The sequence below is a fragment of the Herbaspirillum rubrisubalbicans genome (genome assembly GCF_003719195.1).
Classification (GTDB): domain Bacteria; phylum Pseudomonadota; class Gammaproteobacteria; order Burkholderiales; family Burkholderiaceae_D; genus Herbaspirillum; species Herbaspirillum rubrisubalbicans.
Genome location: NZ_CP024996.1, coordinates 604,539 through 621,344, shown reverse-complemented (window position 1 = coordinate 621,344; position 16,806 = coordinate 604,539). Strand labels below are relative to the sequence as shown.

Below are 16,806 nucleotides of genomic sequence, written 5' to 3'. Positions count from 1 at the left end.
CGCTATGACGGATTATTCCGGGATGCCCGAGCCGGTGTCATCGAAAGCCCCCAGCCGCCACGACACCGTATGCGCTGCCGCGCGCAGCAATTGCGCCACGTCCCCCTCGTACCGAGGATCGTAACTGCCGCTGCTGCCCATGACCGCCATCACCAAGGCCAGTTGACCGGTGTGATTGAACACCGGCGCGGCCAACGTGTTGATGCCGGGCACCGGACGGCCCAGCGCCTGGTCCAGCCGTTGGGTGCGGACCTGCTCCAGCCGTTGCGCATAGTCGTGGCGCAGGCTGCCATCGGGATGACTGACGCTGTCGGGCTGCGCACCTTCCATGCGGATCGCATCCATGGCCAGGGCGCCGGCCAGCATGTCCGCGGGCAGGTAGGCGGCGCATACGCGACCGATGGCGGTGTGCACCATCGAGAGCACGGTGCCGATGCGCAGGCTCACGTGCTGCGGCCGCGAGGATTCTTCCAAGCGCACCACGGTCGGTCCCAGCGGACCGAACACCGCCAGCGCCACCGACAAGCCGGTGGCCTGGGCCAGCGTGGCCACCTCGGCCTCGGCTTCGCGCAGGGGCGACAGGCGCTGCAAGGCCGCCAGCCCCAGCTCCAGACTGAGCGGGCCGGGGAAGAAGTTGCCCTGGGCATCGCGTGCGAGCAGGCCGATCTTCTGCAGACTCACCAGATGCGGAAAGGCCTTGGCCGCCGGCATCCCGGCCAGCCGGGCCAGGTCGCCCAGCGGCAAGGGGCACGCCGCTTCCAGCAGGGCATCGAGCAAGGCGCCGCTGCTGTCGAGCGACTGGATGCCGCGCTGGCTGCGCGCGCCTTCTGGGTCCGCTGCCTCCGGCAGCGGCAGATCCTTGCAGGCTTTCATGTGCGGCACTCCTCGCGCTTAGTCGCCAGGGTGGTAGCGATGGCCTCGATGCACTCGCGCAACTGCCGCGCCAGCGACCCGCGCCAAGCCGGATCGATCACGCCGCTCGAACCGATCACCGTCACCAGCAGCAGCAATTGCTGCGTCTCTTCCAGCAGTGGCATACAGAGGCTGGTCACGCCCGGGCTGGGCAAGTCCACGGCGCGCTCCATGCCACGCTTGCGAATGGTCTCCAGTTCTTCATGGAAGGCTTTCAGGCGCGCCCTGGACTGGCCGGGATGCTGGGCTTCCCACAAGCCCTGCCAGGCGGCGGGGTCGGTATAGGCGCAATAGGTGCGTCCGGTGGCCGTCTCCGAGAGGGCCATCACCGTGCCCACGTGCAGGTTCACATGCAAGGGCTTGCCGGCATGGGCGTAATGCACGATGGTCGGGCCTTCCGGCGTGGGCAGCGTGAGCGCCACGCTCAAGCCCGTCTCCTGACTCAGTTGCTGCACCTGTGGCAGCGCCAGCCGATAGGCCGGCTCCTGGGCCAGGCGCGCCATGCCCAGGCGCAAGGCCAGCGGCCCGGCTTCGTAGCGGCCATCGCCGGGGGTGCGCTTGATCAGGCCCAGCCGCAGCAGGCTCACCAGATAGGTATGGGCCTGGGCCGAGGACAGCTCGGCGGCAGCCGCCAGCTCCACCAGCGGCAAGGGCTGGCGCGCCTGCGCCAGCGCCTGCAACAGGCGGCCAGCCACTTCCACGCTCTGGATTCCTCGTTGGGTCTTGGCAGGGGAGGCAGTCATCCTAGGGGTCCGTTGCTGATGCAAAACAATGCGATGCAATGATGTGCCACGCGGCACGAGAGCCTGGATTCTAATGCATGTGGCCTTCTTTCCGCCTCAAAACACACCATGGTGCAGAAAACGTCAATTAATGCATAACAAGCAGATTTGATATTGACTAATAAAAAGACGATGACTATGATGCCTTCACCCTGCTCATCCCAGGCAAGAACAAAACCAGTTGACCCGCATTGATCCATGACGGGTTGGACGGAGACATCCCCCCGATGGCGCAAGCCATGTCCAGCCACGTCCCACCCACTTCAACCAAGCAACGAGGAAGACATGGCCAAGGCTTTTGCATCCCAGGCGGATCTCGACGCCAAGAAAATCACCTTTGAACGCATCTCGGAAAACGCCTACGCGTACACCGCCGAGGGCGATCCCAATTCCGGCGTCATCATCGGCGACGATGGCGTGATGGTCATCGACACCACGGCCACCCCGGCCATGGCGCAAGACCTGATTGACCGCATCCGCAGCGTCACCGACCTGCCCATCAAGTACGTGGTACTGACCCACTACCACGCCGTGCGCGTGCTGGGCGCCTCGGCCTACTTCAAGGAAGGCGGCGAGCAGGTCATCGCCAGCCGTGGCACCTACGAGATGATCGTCGAGCGCGGCGAGGCCGACATGAAGTCCGAGATCGAACGCTTCCCGCGTCTGTTTGCGGGCGTGGAAACGGTACCCGGCCTGACCTGGCCGACCATGGTGTTCGAAAAAGAAATGACGATCTTCATGGGCAAGCTGGAAGTGAAGATCGCCCATCTGGGCGCCGGCCATACCAAGGGCGACACCGTGGTCTGGCTGCCCGGCCAGAAGGTCTTGTTCTCGGGCGACCTGGTCGAATACGACGCCGCCTGCTACTGCGGCGACGCCCAACTGGAGCAATGGCCGGGCACGCTGGACGCGCTCTCGGCGCTGCAACCCGAGGCCCTGGTGCCCGGTCGCGGCCCGGCCCTGCGCGGACCGCAAGAGGTCGCGCAGGGTATCGCCTATACCAAGGATTTCGTCTCCACCCTGCTGCGCGCCGGGCGCGAAGCGGTGGCCGCCAAGATGGGCCTGAAGGAAGCCATGGCGCATACCCGCCAATTGATGGACCCCAAGTTCGGCCAGGTCTTCATCTACGAACACTGCCTGCCCTTCGACGTCACCCGCGCTTATGACGAAGCCTCCGGCATCGTGCATCCACGCATCTGGACGGCCGAGCGCGACAAGGAAATGTGGGCGGCGCTGCAAGCCTGATCCACAGAAGAGCAAGGACAGCGAGGAGACAAGACATGAAGAGCATCCCAGCCATCGATTACCAGCAGCAGCGCTTTGGCTACCAACCCTGCGCCGAACAGACCCGGCCCGACCAGGCAGCGGTACATCCGGTGGTGGTCATCGGCGCCGGCCCGGTGGGGCTGGTCACCGCCATCGACCTGGCCCGCCAGGGCATTGCCGTGGTACTGGTGGACGACGACGATACGCTGTCGACCGGTTCGCGGGCGATCTGCTTTGCCAAGCGCACGCTGGATATCTTCGACCGCATCGGCTGCGGCCAGCGCATGGTCGACAAGGGCGTGGGCTGGAGTCGCGGCAAGGTATTCCTGCGCCAAGAAGCCGTCTACGAATTCGACCTGCTGCCCGAAAGCGGCCATGCCCGGCCCGCCTTCATCAACCTGCAGCAGTACTACGTCGAAGGCTATCTGCTGGAACAGGCCCGCCAGTTCGAGCACATCGAACTGCGCTGGAAGAGCAAGGTCAGCGCCATCACCCATCATGCCGACCATGAAGCACTGACGGTGGACACGCCCCAAGGCAGCTACACCTTGAAGGCGCAGTACGTGGTGGCCGCCGATGGATCGCGCAGTGCGCTGCGCAAGATGATGGGTCTGGAAAGCCTGGGCCACACCTTCCGCGACCGCTTCCTGATCGCCGACGTCAAGATGGATGCACCCTTCCCGGCCGAGCGCTGGTTCTGGTTCGATCCGCCCTTCCATCCCAACCAGTCGGTGCTGCTGCATCGCCAGCCTGACGATGTCTGGCGCATCGATTTCCAGCTCGGCTGGGAGGCCGACCCGGTGCTGGAAAAGAGCCCCGAACGGGTGATCCCACGGGTGCAGGCGCTGCTGGGCAAGGAGGTGCAATTTTCGCTGGAATGGGTCAGCGTCTATACCTTCTCCTGCGTGCGCATGGACCGCTTCCGCCATGGCCGGGTGCTGTTCGTGGGCGATGCCGCGCACTGCGTCTCGCCCTTCGGCGCCCGTGGCGCCAACAGCGGCGTGCAGGATGCCGAAAACCTGGCCTGGAAACTGGCCTACGTGCTGCAGGGCAAGGCGCCTGACAGCCTGCTGGACAGCTATGCCAGCGAGCGCGAATACGCGGCCGACGAAAACCTGCTCAACTCCACCCGCTCGACCGACTTCATCACGCCCAAGAGCCCGGTCAGCCGACGCTTGCGCGATGCGGTGCTGGGCCTGGCGCGGGACCATGCCTTCGCGCGGCGCCTGGTCAACAGCGGCCGCCTGTCGCTGCCGGCCACGCTGCACGGCTCGGTCTTGAACACCGAAGACAGCGCGCCCTTCCAGGGCGCCATGCAAGCCGGCGCACCCTGCACCGATGCCCCGGTGGTCAGCGACACCGGGGCCGACTGGCTGCTGCGGCAACTGGGCGAGCGCTTCGTGGCCATGATCTTTGCCGCCCCCGCCGCGCTGCCGGCGCAGCAGGTGCAGGCGCTGGCGCAATTGACGCAGGGCGCGCTGCCATTGCAGTTGCTGTTCGTCGGCCAGGCCGCCGCCACGCCCGAAGACCGTCACGTGCTGGCCCATCTGGGCCAGGCTGCGCGCTACGTGCAGGACATCGAAGCGCTGGCCGCGCAGCGCTACGACGCCGCGCACGCCAGCAGCCAGACCTGCTACCTGATCCGCCCCGACCAACACGTCTGTGCGCGCTGGCGCCGCGTCGATGCGCCAGCCATCGGCGCGGCGCTCTTGCGCGCCAGCGGCAACATCAGCAGCTCTACCAGCCAGGCCGCCACGCCCGTATTGGACGCGGCCTGAACCCCTGCCACCATCGACGACCGACGCCAACCAACATCAACAAGCTATCAAGGAGACCACCATGCAACTCAATACCGCGCCCAACCTGACACGCCCGGACGATTTCTACGAAGCCCTGATCGACATGCATCGCGGCCTGGACGATGCCACCAGCCAGGACGTCAATGCCCGCCTGATCCTGCTGCTGTGCAATCACATCGGCGGCCACGAAGTGCTGCTCGAGGCCATGCAGCGGGCACGCGCCGGGGTCGAACCGGCACTGGCCGCGGCGGCTTGACGCGTCCGTCGTCGCCGACACTGCCTGCTCGGAATCTTTCTTCACCCCTATCCACAAGAGCGCCGCCACAGGCGCCGTACCCAACGGAGACCTTCATATGATGACCCCATCCCCGGGCGCCACGACGCTGGCCGCCCCTCCCCACCTGGACCTGAGCGTGGCCGCCGAAGACGCGATCTATCGCAAGGTCTGGCTGCGTATCATCCCCTTCCTCTTCCTCTGCTACGTGGTCTCGTTCCTGGACCGCATCAACATCGGCTTTGCGCAATTGCAGATGAAGCAGGACCTGGGCTTCAGCGATGCCATGTACGGCCTGGGCGCGGCCGTGTTCTATGTCGGCTACGTGCTGTGCGAAGTGCCCAGCAACATGCTGCTGGCGCGCTTTGGCGCACGCCGCACCTTCTCGCGCATCATGGTGCTGTGGGGCCTGGCTTCGGTGGGCATGATGACCGTCACCGACGCCACCCACTTCTATGTCTTGCGTTTCCTGCTGGGCGTATTCGAGGCCGGCTTCTTCCCCGGCATCGTGCTGTACCTGAGCTACTGGTTCCCGGCGCGGCGGCGCGCGGCGGTGATGGCGATCTTCTTTGCCGGCGTGGCGGTGGCGGGTGTGCTGGGTGGTCTGGTCTCGGGCTGGATCATGCGCGACATGGCCGGCGTGATGGGCATGTATGGCTGGCAGTGGATGTTTGCCATCGAAGGCGCACCGGCCGTGGTGCTGGGCGTGCTGGTCATCTTCCTGCTGGCCGATGGCCCGGCCCAGGCCAGCTGGTTGAGCCAGCAGGAGCGCAGCTTCCTGCTGGCCCGGCACACCCAGGAAACGCAGCGCAGCCAGCATGTCAAAGCCCACTCGCTGACGGCACTGCGCCATGCCCTGAGCCACCGGCCCACTTACCTGTTCGCCTTCATCTACTTCGCCCTGACCTGCGGCTCGCTGACGCTGAACTTCTGGATGCCGCTGATGATCCGCGACTTCGGCATCAAGGACGTGGTGCAGGTTTCGCTCTATACGGTGATCCCCAACGCCATCGGCGCCATCGGCCTGATCCTGATCGCCCGCCGCTCCGACCGTCGCAACGAGCGCCACGGCCACTTCCTGTTCTGTACCACCGGTGGCGCGCTGGCCCTGGCGGCGCTGACGCTGCACCCGTCCAGCTTGGCGGTCTCGCTGGGGCTGCTGTCGCTGGCGGCAGTACTGATCTTCGCCGCCCTGCCCATCTTCTGGTCGCTGCCCCCGGGCCTGCTGCCGGCCCAGACGATTGCCCCCGGCATCGCCTTCATCTCCAGCGTGGGCATCACCAGCGGCATCGTCAGCCCCTGGCTGATCGGGCTGATCAAGACGCGCACCGGCAATATCGATATCGCCCTGTATATCCTGGCGGGGTTGTTGTTGCTCAGTGGGTTGACGATGTGGGGATTGATTCCGAGAAAAACGTCCGCTACCCACACTACCCAGGGAGCAGGCTGATCCTGGCTGACCGCGCGAACTGAGGAATTTGACTGCCACCGGCGCCGGGCTTGATTGCCCCGGCGCCGGTTGTCATTTGTGCAACATCCAGCAAGCTGGTCAACAAACTGTCAGAATTCCTTGATACAGTTGCGCCGCCAGTCTTTTGGGGACGCAAGATCGAAGTTGATCCTGCACGACCGGCATCCGCGCACCTGACCACTCCTTGCAGAGCTTTCCCGCCTCACCGACATGAAAATGAAGACCACCTCGCCGCAACTGACGGCCTATGAAGAAGTCAAGCCTGGCTTCGGCTGGATCGATGCGCTGGTGCTGGCGGTGCTGTTCGGGCTGTTATGGAGTGCCCTGCACTTCGGCAAGGGGATGCTGGTGCATTTCGATCCCTCCGACCAGCTGGAGGTCGATAGCTCGCCGGCCATGATCCCCTATTACGCCGGGCGCACGCTGTTGCGCATGTGGATTGCCTTCGCCTTCTCGTTATTCTTCGCCATCGGCACCGGCTATCTGGCTGCCAAGAACCGCCGCGCGCGCGCCCTGATCCTGCCGGCGCTGGATATCCTGCAGTCGGTGCCGGTGCTGGGCTTCCTCTCGGCTACCGTGACCGGCTTCATGGCCCTGTTCCCGGGTAGCCTGATGGGCGTGGAATGCGCAGCCATCTTCGCCATCTTCACCGGCCAGGTGTGGAACATGGCCTTCGGCTTCTATCACTCCATGGTCACCATCCCGACCGACATGCAGGAAGCCGCCACCACCTATCGCCTGACCGCCTGGCAGCGCTTCCGTACCGTGGAATTGCCGGCCTCGGCCCACAGCCTGATCTGGAACTCCATGATGTCCTTCGGTGGCGGCTGGTTCTTCGTGGCGCAAAGCGAAGCCATCAGCGTCATGAACAAGGATCTGAAGCTGCCCGGCCTGGGTTCCTACATGGCACAGGCCATCGACAAGGGCGACCATACGGCAGCGCTGTGGGCCGTCATCGCCATGCTGGCGCTGATCCTCATCAGCGATCAACTGGTCTGGCGGCCACTCCTGGCCTGGGCCGACAAGTTCAAGATCGAACTGACCGAATCGACCTCGCCGCCGACCTCCTGGGTCTATGACCTGCTGCGCGGCTCCTACGTCTTTACCTGGCTCGATGAAAAACTGTGGACCCCGCTGGGCAACTGGCTGGCGCGTCATCGCCCGGCCACCGCCGGCAACCTGACTCCGGCGCGGGTGGCGCGCCGGCGCTGGACCAATCGCCTGATCTCGGGCCTCATCTTCGGCCTGCTGATCTTCGAATCCCTGCGCGGCCTGGTGGCGGCCATCGATGCGCTGCACGGGGCCATGAGCTGGAGCCTGTTCGGCCACATCGTCTGGCTGGGCTTCCTGACTCTGCTGCGGGTGCTGGCCATGACGGTGATCGCTACCCTGATCTGGACTCCGGTGGGTGTATGGATCGGCTCCAAGCCGCATATCGCTCGCTTCGCCCAGCCGCTGGCGCAGATCGGTGCGTCCTTCCCGGTCAACATGACCTTCCCGCTGGTGGTGGGCTGGTTCGTGGCCGGCAACGTCAGCATGAACTGGGGCAGCATCCTGTTGATCGCCATGGGCACGCAGTGGTACATCCTCTTCAACGTCATCGCCGGCGCCATGGCCATCCCCAATGACTTGAAGGAAGCCGCCCGCATGTATGGCCTGTCGCGCTGGAACCTGTGGAAGACCCTGATCCTGCCGGCCATCTTCCCGTTCTGGGTGACCGGCGCCTGTACCGCTGCCGGCGGCGCCTGGAATGCCTCCATCGTGGCCGAACTGGCCAACTGGGGCGATGTGTCGCTCAAGGCCGATGGCCTGGGTGCCTATATTTCGGCCGTCACCAAGTCCGGTGATACGCCACTCATCATCGCCAGCATCGGCGTGATGTCGATGTTCGTCGTGATGATGAACAAGTTTGTCTGGCGTCGCCTGTATGCCTTCGCCGAACGCCGTTTCCGCCTCGATTGATCTTGAGCCCAGCCATGACTACCTCTCAACAACGCCCTGCCGTCGCCGAACTGTGCGCGGTCAGCAAATCCTATAACACTGCCGGCGGCCACGAGCTCAAGGTGCTGGACAACATCGACCTGGCCGTGCACGAAGGCGAACTGCTGGCGCTGCTGGGCCAATCCGGCTCGGGCAAATCCACCATCCTGCGCTGCCTGACCGGACTGGTCGAACCCAGTTCGGGCCACACCATGGCGGCCGGCAAGCAGCTCTATGGCGTCAACCGCGATGCCTCGGTGGTGTTCCAGACCTTCGCGCTCTATCCGTGGCTGACGGTGGAACAGAACGTGGCCGTGGGCCTGATGTCGCACAACCCGACCCGCGAAGAACGCGATGCGGCGGTAGACCGCGCCATCGAACTGATCGGCCTGGGCAACTACCACAGCGCCTATCCGCGTGAGCTCTCCGGCGGGATGCGCCAGCGTGTGGGCATTGCGCGCGCGCTGGTGTCCAAGCCCAAGCTGCTGTGCCTGGACGAAGCCTTCAGCGCCCTGGACGTGCTGACCGCAGAAAACCTGCGCCAGGAATTGATCAGCCTGTGGCGCGCCCCGGACAGTGGCCTGACCTCGATTTTCATGGTGACCCACAACATCGAGGAAGCGGTGGAAATGGCCACCCGCATCGTCGTGGTGTTCCCGCGTCCGGGCCGCCTGGGCCTGGTGCTGGACAATCCGCTGCCCTATCCGCGCGACTCCAAGAGCCCGGAATTCCAGCGCCTGGTCAACATCATCCACGAAGCCATTACCACCCTCTCGCTGCCCGACCTGCCGCCTGAAGCGCATGTGCCGGGCGAACCGATCTCGCGCGGTCGCAAGCGCATGGAGTCGATCCCGCTGATCCCGGTGGGCCAGATCCTGGGCTTGATGAGCCTGTTGCATGATGAGCCGGAACTGAACAACATCTACGACATTTCGGATGAAATCGGCAAGGAATTCGGTGAGACCATCGCCACCGTGAAGGCCGCGGAAATCCTGGAATTGGTGGATACCCCCAAGCAGGAGGTCTACCTGACCGACCTCGGGCGCCGCTTCGTGGCCGCCGACCGCAAGGGTCAGCGCGCCATCTTCGCCGAGCAGGTCTACAAGCTGCGCATCTTCCACATCATCCTGGCGGTGCTGGGCGAGGCCGAGGAAATCGAGGCCGAGCGCGTCTTGAAGGACATCGGCAGCGCCCTGCCCTACGACAACCCGGAAAAGACCTTCGAAACCATGATCGCCTGGGGCCGCTATGCCGGCCTGATGGATTACAACGCCAAGACCGGCATGGTGTTCGTGCCCAAGGACGAAGACGACGAAGACGGCGCCCAGGGCTGAGCGCCGGCGGTCATTTCACTGCAGGGCCGGCATCGGCGCGCCTTGCAATGCGCCAACATTGGCGTTGTTGCTGGCCGCAGCCATGGTGGAGGCATCGGTGCGGATCTTGAAGACCGATACCACCTTCAGCAAGCCGCTGGCCTGCTGCGACAAGGACTGCGCCGCCGCGCTGGCTTCTTCCACCAGTGCCGCATTCTGCTGGGTCACCTGATCCATCTGCACGATGGCGGTATTGATCTGTTCGATGCCGCTGCCTTGTTCCTGAGTAGCGGTGGCGATATTGTTCATGATCTCGCCGAAACGCTGCACCGAGGCCACGATCTCGCTCATCTGATGACCGGCATTGGCCACCAGTTCCGAACCCGCGCTCACGTGCGACATCGATTCACCGATCAAGTCCTTGATCTCCTTGGAGGCCACCGCACTGCGCTGGGCCAGCGAGCGCACTTCCGAGGCCACCACCGCAAAGCCGCGTCCCTGCTCGCCGGCGCGCGCCGCTTCCACCGCCGCATTCAAGGCCAGGATATTGGTCTGGAAGGCGATGCCTTCGATCACGCTGATGATATCGGCCATCTTGCCCGAGCTAGCCGAGATCTTGTCCATGGTCGAGACCACCCGATCGAAGGCTGCGCTCCCGCTGGTGGCGGTCTGCGCGGCCCCGCCCGAGAGGCGCAGCGCTTCGGCGGCGTGCTCGGTGTTCTGGCGCACGGTGGTGGTCAGCTCCTCCATGCTGGCAGCGGTTTCTTCCAGCGAGGCGGCTTGTTCCTCGGTGCGCTGGGAGAGATCGAAGTTGCCTTGCGCGATCTGGCCACTGGCCACCGAGATGGTTTCGGCGGCTGACTTGATGCCATAGGCGATCACGTTCAACTGGTAACGCATCTGCTCGATGGACGCCATCAGGCTGGAACCATCACCGGCACGCACGCGCACCGTGGCGGTCAGGTCGCCGCTGGCGATCTCGCGTGCAATGGACTGCGCCTCGGAGGGTTCGGCGCCCAGTTGGCGCAGGATGCTGCGCGCAATCGTCACCGCAGCCACGATGCCCACCAACAATGCCAGTGCGATGGAAGTCAGCATCAGGGTACGCAGCCATTCGTAGGTGCTGCGCGCGCTGACAGCGGCTTCGTCATTGAGCTGGTCTTCGAATTCGGAGAGTTCGGTGAGTGACGTGATCCAGGCCTGTTGCTTGGGGCGCACTTCGCTGATGAGCACCTTCACGGCCTCGGCCGGCTTGTTCTCCAACCCCAATTGCAAGGCCTTGGCCATGAGCGGGACGGTGGCGTTTTCATCGGCCTTGACCTGCGCCAACAGCTTGTGTTCACGCTCGGTGGTGCCGGCTTCGGTGGCAAACATCTTCTCCAGGGCGGTGTAGGCGTCGGCGTAGAGTTTTTCCTGGCGCGCCAGGGTCTGCGCTTCGACCTGCATGGAGGCCTCATCTTCCAGCAAGGCAATATTGCGAATGGCGATGGCGCGCTGGCTCAAGGCATTGCGCAAGGCACTGGCCAGCTTGATTTCGGCATTATTGACGCGAGTGATATCGGTGAGCGCATCATTGACGCGCGACATACCGTAGAAGCCCAATGCAGAGATACCCAGCAAAAACACCAGGATCAGGCCAAAGCCCAATGCCAGCCTGGTTACGACTTTCAACTTACCCATGATGATTTGACCCCCTATGTAATATCCCCTGACCGGTCTAGTAGCTGGCTGAGGGAAAGTTTGAAGGAGCTTGCGCGAAGATGAACTGCCGAGCCTGTCTGCTTGAATCGGGCGGACGGGGGATGGTCGCTATTATGGTTGTGATGAACATCCGTGGCAGTCGGCGCACCGGCAAGCAAAGGCCAGTCTAAGCGCTCACGGGAAAGCGCAAAGCGTGGATCAACGAGGATTTAACCGGTCTCTAAAAAAGTTACCTCACTACGTACATTTCAGTGTTGACCATCGCTGCAGAGCAGCGTGACGTTTTCTGCACCGTGGCCCGTAAAAGCTCATCAGGCGGGCGATTGCGCCTGGCGCCGCAGACGGCTGGCACTCACTGCGGTGGCCAGCGCGGTGGCTGCCGTGGCGACCCACAAGGCGACACGAATCGCCTCGCCATCCTCAAGCGCACTCATCTGCAAGCTACCTTGCTCCACGGCATGAGCAGTGTAGATCGCCAGGATCATGCCCAGCAGTGCCGCGCCCAGGCACTGGCCGAAAGTACGCATGATGGCCAACACGCCCGAAGCATTACCGCTGCGCTCGCGCGAGACATTGCCGAGCATCTCGCGATTGTTGGGACTCTGGAAGAAACCAAAACCCATGCCGCACACCAACGCACGCCAGCCGATGTCCCAGGCCTGGGCGTGCGCGGGCAGTAGCGCCAGTAAGGCCAGCCCGACCGTAAAGAGCGCCAGGCCCAGGCTGGACAGCAGCGCCGGCGAATGGCGGTCGGCCAGGCGGCCGGCATGGGGCGCTACCAGGACAATGCCCAGCGGCCACGGAGTAAACAATGCAGCCGATTCAAAGGCGCTGTAGCCATAGCCATTCTGGAACAGGAAGGGCAAGGCCACGAAGGCGATGCCCTGGCCCACGAAGGACACCAGCGAGGTCAGCGCAGCCAGCGAGAAGCGTGCATTGGCAAAGATGTCCAGCGGCAACAGGGGCTCGGGGGCGCGACGCTGCCCCCGCACGAAGGCCAGCGCGGCCAGTAGCGCCACCAAGGCATAGGCAGCGGCCTGCAGTGTCGCCTGGGTACCCTGGCCGGGTTCGGCCAGGCGCGCACAGGTATCGGCGGCCATGATGAGCGCTCCCATGGCCAGCGCCGACCAACAGGCGCCAGCGATGTCGAAGCGCGCACGGGCAGGCTTGCGAGTCTCGGGAATGGCACTCCACGCCAGCAGCACGCCCACCATACCCAAGGGCAGGTTGATCAGAAAGATCCACTCCCAGCTCAATGCGGCCAGCAAGGTGCCGCCCAGCACCGGCCCCACCGCCGTGCCGGCCGCCACCAGCACCGCGTTCAGGCCGAGGATGCGGCCCAGCAGGCGATTGGGAAAGACCGTGCGGTGGATGGCCGGGGCAATGCTGAGCATGGCCGCGCCACCCAGTCCCTGCAATACGCGCATGGCGATGAGCCACTCGACCGAGCGCGACAGTGCGCAACCCAGCGAGGCCAGCGTGAACACCGCCAGTCCGGCCGTGAATTGGGTACGAAAACCCAGCCGCGACGACAGTGCGGCAAACACCGCCAGCGTCATGGCGGTGGCCAACAGGTAGGCATTGGCCACCCACACCGAGGCGGCGGCCGAGGTATGCAGCGCCAAGCTGATCTGTGGCAGGGCGACGTTGATGATGGTGCCGTCAAACACCGCCATAGTGGTGGCCGTCATCACGGCCAGCATGGCGCGGCGACGCTGTTGGCCCGGCAAGCCTTCATCGCCGGGCAGGTCGGAAAAGAGTTCCATGGTGAGTGCAGAAGATGGGATCAGGACTTCACTATAGCCAGCCACAAGACAAGGCGGAAGACGCATGGCTTGCATTGGATCATTGCATACGACGCCATGTCTGACGACCCATGCTAGGATGCCGTCATGATCCCCACCGACCTCAACCTGCTTATCGCACTGGATGCCCTCATCGCCCAAGCCAGCGTGGCCGGTGCCGCGCGCCGCCTGGGCTTGAGTGCCTCGGCCATGAGCCGCACGCTGACCCGCTTGCGCCAGGCTACCGGCGACCCATTGCTGGTGCGGGCAGGCCGGCAGATGGTGCTCACACCCTGTGCCGAAGCGCTGCGCGAGCGAGTGCGCAATGTGGTGCATGAAGCCCGCTCGGTCTTGCGCCCGTCGGTTCCCGAACTGGACCTGGCACGACTGGAACGTGACTTCACTCTGCGCGCCAATGAAGGTTTCATCGAAGCCTGCGGTGCCGCCCTCATTGACGCCGTGACCACCGAAGCGCCGCTGGTGCGGCTGCGCTTCGCGCCCAAGGTGGAACGCAGCCCGCTGCCGTTGCGCGAAGGCAGTGCCGATCTGGAAATCGGCATGGCCAACGAGATGGGGCCCGAGGTGCGCTTGCAAACCCTGTTTCGCGACCGCTTCGTCGGCGCGGTGCGCATCGGTCATCCGCTGGCGTCGCTACGGCGCGTGACTGCCGAGCGCTACTGCGCCTGCCAACACGTCAGCGCCTCGCCGCGCGGCGACACCAGCAGCCCGCTCGATGCGGCGCTGGCCGAACGCGGCCTCACGCGCAAGGTGGTGGCGGTGGTGCCCAGCTATCCCGGCGCACTGGCCATCGTGCGCGCCTCCGATCTGGTGACCATCGTGCCTTCTTCCTTCCTGACCACGGCTGGCGCACCGCGCACCGATGGCAGTGCCTCCGGCATCCACCGGTTCGAACTGCCGGTGGTGACCGAACCCATCATCGTGTCGCTGATGTGGCACCCACGGGTCGAACTGGACCCGGCCCATCGCTGGCTGCGCGACAAGGTGCGCGCAGTCTGCGCCACCCTGGCGCGGCGCGGGGCCAAGGGCTGATCCACATGGCAATTCTCTGAAAGTCTCCCATGCAACTGCAAGGCACTCACCACGTCGCCATCATCTGTTCCGACTATGCCATCTCCAAGGCCTTCTACGTGGACCTGCTGGGCCTGCGCGTGATCGCCGAGCATTACCGTCAGGCGCGCGACTCCTGGAAGCTGGACCTGGGCTTGCCCGATGGCACCCAGATCGAACTGTTCTCCTTCCCCAACCCACCGGCTCGCCCCTCGCGCCCGGAAGCCTGCGGCCTGCGCCACCTGTCCTTCGCGGTGGCCGATGTGGCGGTCAGCAAGGCCGAACTGGAAGCGCAAGGCGTGGCCGTGGAAGAAATCCGCATCGATGAATACACCGGTCGGCGTTTCACCTTCTTTGCCGACCCGGATGGGCTTCCGCTGGAGTTATATGAAGTAATCCACTGAACCTGCCCGTGCACAAGCCGCGCCAGGCCTGCCCGACATTGCCATGGTGAAGAAAACCTCCAAGCAGGGCGAGCGCACTGCAGAGCCAACGGCTATACTCGCGCTGCATTCCCGCCGCTGCTGTCGTCTCTCCCATCCACACCATGCAAAACCTCAAGACTTCCGCTTTCTCGCGCCTGAGCTCCGCCACCTTGCTAGGGGCTGCCGTGGTGCTGGGCATGTTGTACTTCGGCCGCGAGATCCTGGCGCCGCTGGCGGTGGCTGGCATTGCCAGCCTGATCATCCTGCCCCTGGTCAGGAAACTCGATGCCCTGGGCTTGAACCGTGCCGCCGCGGCCATGGTCTCGGTGCTGTTGGTGGGCGGTTGCCTGGTGGCGCTGGCGGTGGTACTGACCTTCCAACTGGTCAGTGTGACCAGCGACCTGCCGCAATACCGCGATGCCATCCAGGAAAAAGTCGAGAGCGTGCGCGCCATGACCGAGCGTCCCTTCGCCCGGCTGGAAGCCCAACTGACGGCGGTGATCCCGCAGCCGATGGCGGAGCCCACGCGCAACGGCAAGAAAAATAGTCGTGCCGCCAGCGCTGCCGCACCCGCTGCGGCCACCCCGGAAGCAGATACCCGCATGTCGGTGCGCGGCGCCCTGCGACGCCTGTTCGCCCTGGCCTGGGGGCCGATCGGCCAAGCCGGCATCGTGCTGGTGCTGCTGGTGTTCATCCTGCTGGAACAGGAATCCCTGCGCGAACGGCTGATCCGGCTGGCGGGCTTGACCGAGATGAGCCGCACCATGCAGGCGCTGGGCGATGCCGCCGAAGGGGTATCGCGTTTCTTCTTTTCGCAGTTCGTGGTCAACCTGGTGTTCGGCCTGACCATGGGTATCGTGCTGGCTGCAGGCGGGGTGCCGCACGCGGTGCTGTGGGGGACGCTGGCCGGGGTGTTGCGCTTCGTACCCTACCTCGGCGCGCTGGCCTCGGGCTTGATGATTTCGGTGTTCATCGCCGCCATCGATCCGGGCTGGTGGCTGGCGCTATCCTTCCTGGCCTTCTATGTGGGGCTGGAAGTGATCGTCTCCAACTTCGTCGAGCCGCGCATCTATGGTCACAGCTCCGGCCTCTCGCCGCTGGCGGTGATCGTCTCGGCGCTGTTCTGGGGCAGCCTGTGGGGCCCGATCGGCCTGTTGCTGTCGACCCCGCTCACTCTGTGCCTGGTGGTGGCCGGACGTCACGTGGCGGCCTTGGAGCCGATTACCATCCTGCTGGGTGAAGCCCCCGACATGAGCCACGCCGAACGCTTCTACCAGCGCGCGCTGGCCGGCGAATCGGATGCCATCATTCGCCACGCCCGCGCCCACCTGCAAAAGCAGAGCTTCGCCAAGTATTGCGACCAGATTCTGCTGCCCGGCCTGGCCCTGGCCGCGCTGGACCTGCGCCATGGCCGCATTGAAGGGGCCCAACAGGAACGCTTGCTACGCTCGATCTCACAACTGACCGAAGTGCTCACGCAAAGCCCAGGCACGCCGCGCAGTCTGCGTCGCCGGCGCGAGGTGCCCTTGCTCAACAGCAGTATCGGCGCCCACCTGCGCCAGTTGCGCCTGGCCCGCCTGGGCCGCTGGCAAGGCTCGCTGGACGTGCCACAGGGCTCAGTGGTGCTGTGCGCCGGCTTAAGCGATGAGCGCGATGACCTGCTCTCGGAATTGCTGGTCCATTCCCTGCGCGTGAGCGGCATCGATGCGCGCGGCATCACGCTGGACCAGCCGGAAGCGGAGCAGCCCGACAACAGCAAGGCTGAACTGGTATCCATCGTGTTCCTGGTCTATCCGGTGCGCGAGCATCTGGTGACCTGGCTGGAGGGCGTCCGGCTGTTGCGCGAGAACCTGCCACAGGCTTTGCTGGTGACGATCCGACCATCGTTCTTCAATGAAGAGGTGGAAGCTGCTACCGTCAAGGAGCAGGTGGACATGGTGCTGTCGTCCTTCGAGGAAGGATTGGCGTTTGCTTCAACGCATATGCAGCCGGCGATCAAGGCCTGAGGATCAGATCTCGGCCATGAAAAAC

General features: G+C 64.5%; 13 protein-coding genes. 9 read left to right on the top strand and 4 right to left on the bottom strand.

Features of this window, described 5'->3' with window-relative positions; genetic code table 11:
• Positions 1-12: 12 nt before the first annotated feature.
• Together RC54_RS02780 and RC54_RS02775 are read right to left on the bottom strand one after the other, a co-directional pair.
• On the bottom strand, positions 13-873 hold the full coding sequence (locus tag RC54_RS02780) for an IclR family transcriptional regulator (RefSeq protein ID WP_058894171.1): 861 nt from the start codon (positions 871-873) through the stop codon (positions 13-15).
• Positions 870-1,655, bottom strand: a complete 786-nt coding sequence (locus RC54_RS02775) for an IclR family transcriptional regulator (RefSeq protein WP_058894170.1) — start codon at positions 1,653-1,655, stop codon at positions 870-872. Before RC54_RS02775 ends, RC54_RS02780 begins: the two co-directional genes overlap by 4 nt.
• A 324-nt stretch (positions 1,656-1,979) precedes the next feature.
• Here RC54_RS02775 and RC54_RS02770 point away from each other — a divergent pair, with 324 nt between their 5' ends.
• From RC54_RS02770 to RC54_RS02745, 6 genes are all read left to right on the top strand, one after another.
• A complete protein-coding gene (locus tag RC54_RS02770; protein ID WP_058894169.1) occupies positions 1,980-2,939 on the top strand; it encodes an MBL fold metallo-hydrolase in 960 nt (319 codons plus the stop codon).
• Positions 2,940-2,974: 35 nt separating this feature from the next.
• Entirely contained in the window at positions 2,975-4,738 is a 1,764-nt protein-coding gene (locus RC54_RS02765; protein ID WP_123020406.1) for an FAD-dependent oxidoreductase, read from the top strand.
• 61 nt (positions 4,739-4,799) lie between these two features.
• On the top strand, positions 4,800-5,015 hold the full coding sequence (locus RC54_RS02760) for a DUF2783 domain-containing protein (protein WP_044527727.1): 216 nt from the start codon (positions 4,800-4,802) through the stop codon (positions 5,013-5,015).
• Positions 5,016-5,112: 97 nt separating this feature from the next.
• Complete coding sequence (locus tag RC54_RS02755; RefSeq protein ID WP_123020405.1) at positions 5,113-6,483, top strand: MFS transporter; 1,371 nt, start codon at positions 5,113-5,115, stop codon at positions 6,481-6,483.
• 237 nt (positions 6,484-6,720) lie between these two features.
• Positions 6,721-8,466: an ABC transporter permease gene (locus tag RC54_RS02750; RefSeq protein WP_058894167.1), complete on the top strand. Its 1,746-nt coding sequence runs from the start codon at positions 6,721-6,723 to the stop codon at positions 8,464-8,466.
• A 14-nt stretch (positions 8,467-8,480) separates the two neighbouring features.
• Positions 8,481-9,818, top strand: coding sequence for an ABC transporter ATP-binding protein (locus tag RC54_RS02745; RefSeq protein ID WP_058894166.1), 1,338 nt, complete (start codon positions 8,481-8,483; stop codon positions 9,816-9,818).
• A gap of 15 nt (positions 9,819-9,833) precedes the next feature.
• Here the strand turns inward: RC54_RS02745 and RC54_RS02740 are convergent, their stop codons facing one another.
• Complete coding sequence (locus tag RC54_RS02740; protein WP_061789644.1) at positions 9,834-11,477, bottom strand: methyl-accepting chemotaxis protein; 1,644 nt, start codon at positions 11,475-11,477, stop codon at positions 9,834-9,836.
• A 332-nt stretch (positions 11,478-11,809) separates the two neighbouring features.
• Entirely contained in the window at positions 11,810-13,264 is a 1,455-nt protein-coding gene (locus RC54_RS02735) for an MFS transporter (RefSeq protein ID WP_058894164.1), read from the bottom strand.
• Positions 13,265-13,390: 126 nt separating this feature from the next.
• Here RC54_RS02735 and RC54_RS02730 point away from each other — a divergent pair, with 126 nt between their 5' ends.
• The 3 genes from RC54_RS02730 (at position 13,391) to RC54_RS02720 (ending at position 16,781) form a co-directional block, all read left to right on the top strand.
• On the top strand, positions 13,391-14,332 hold the full coding sequence (locus RC54_RS02730; protein WP_058894163.1) for a LysR family transcriptional regulator: 942 nt from the start codon (positions 13,391-13,393) through the stop codon (positions 14,330-14,332).
• Positions 14,333-14,361: 29 nt separating this feature from the next.
• Positions 14,362-14,754, top strand: coding sequence for an SMU1112c/YaeR family gloxylase I-like metalloprotein (gene gloA2 / locus RC54_RS02725; protein ID WP_058894162.1), 393 nt, complete (start codon positions 14,362-14,364; stop codon positions 14,752-14,754).
• Between the two features lie 143 nt (positions 14,755-14,897).
• Positions 14,898-16,781, top strand: a complete 1,884-nt coding sequence (locus RC54_RS02720; protein WP_061789643.1) for an AI-2E family transporter — start codon at positions 14,898-14,900, stop codon at positions 16,779-16,781.
• The last annotated feature ends 25 nt before the right edge of the window (positions 16,782-16,806 follow it).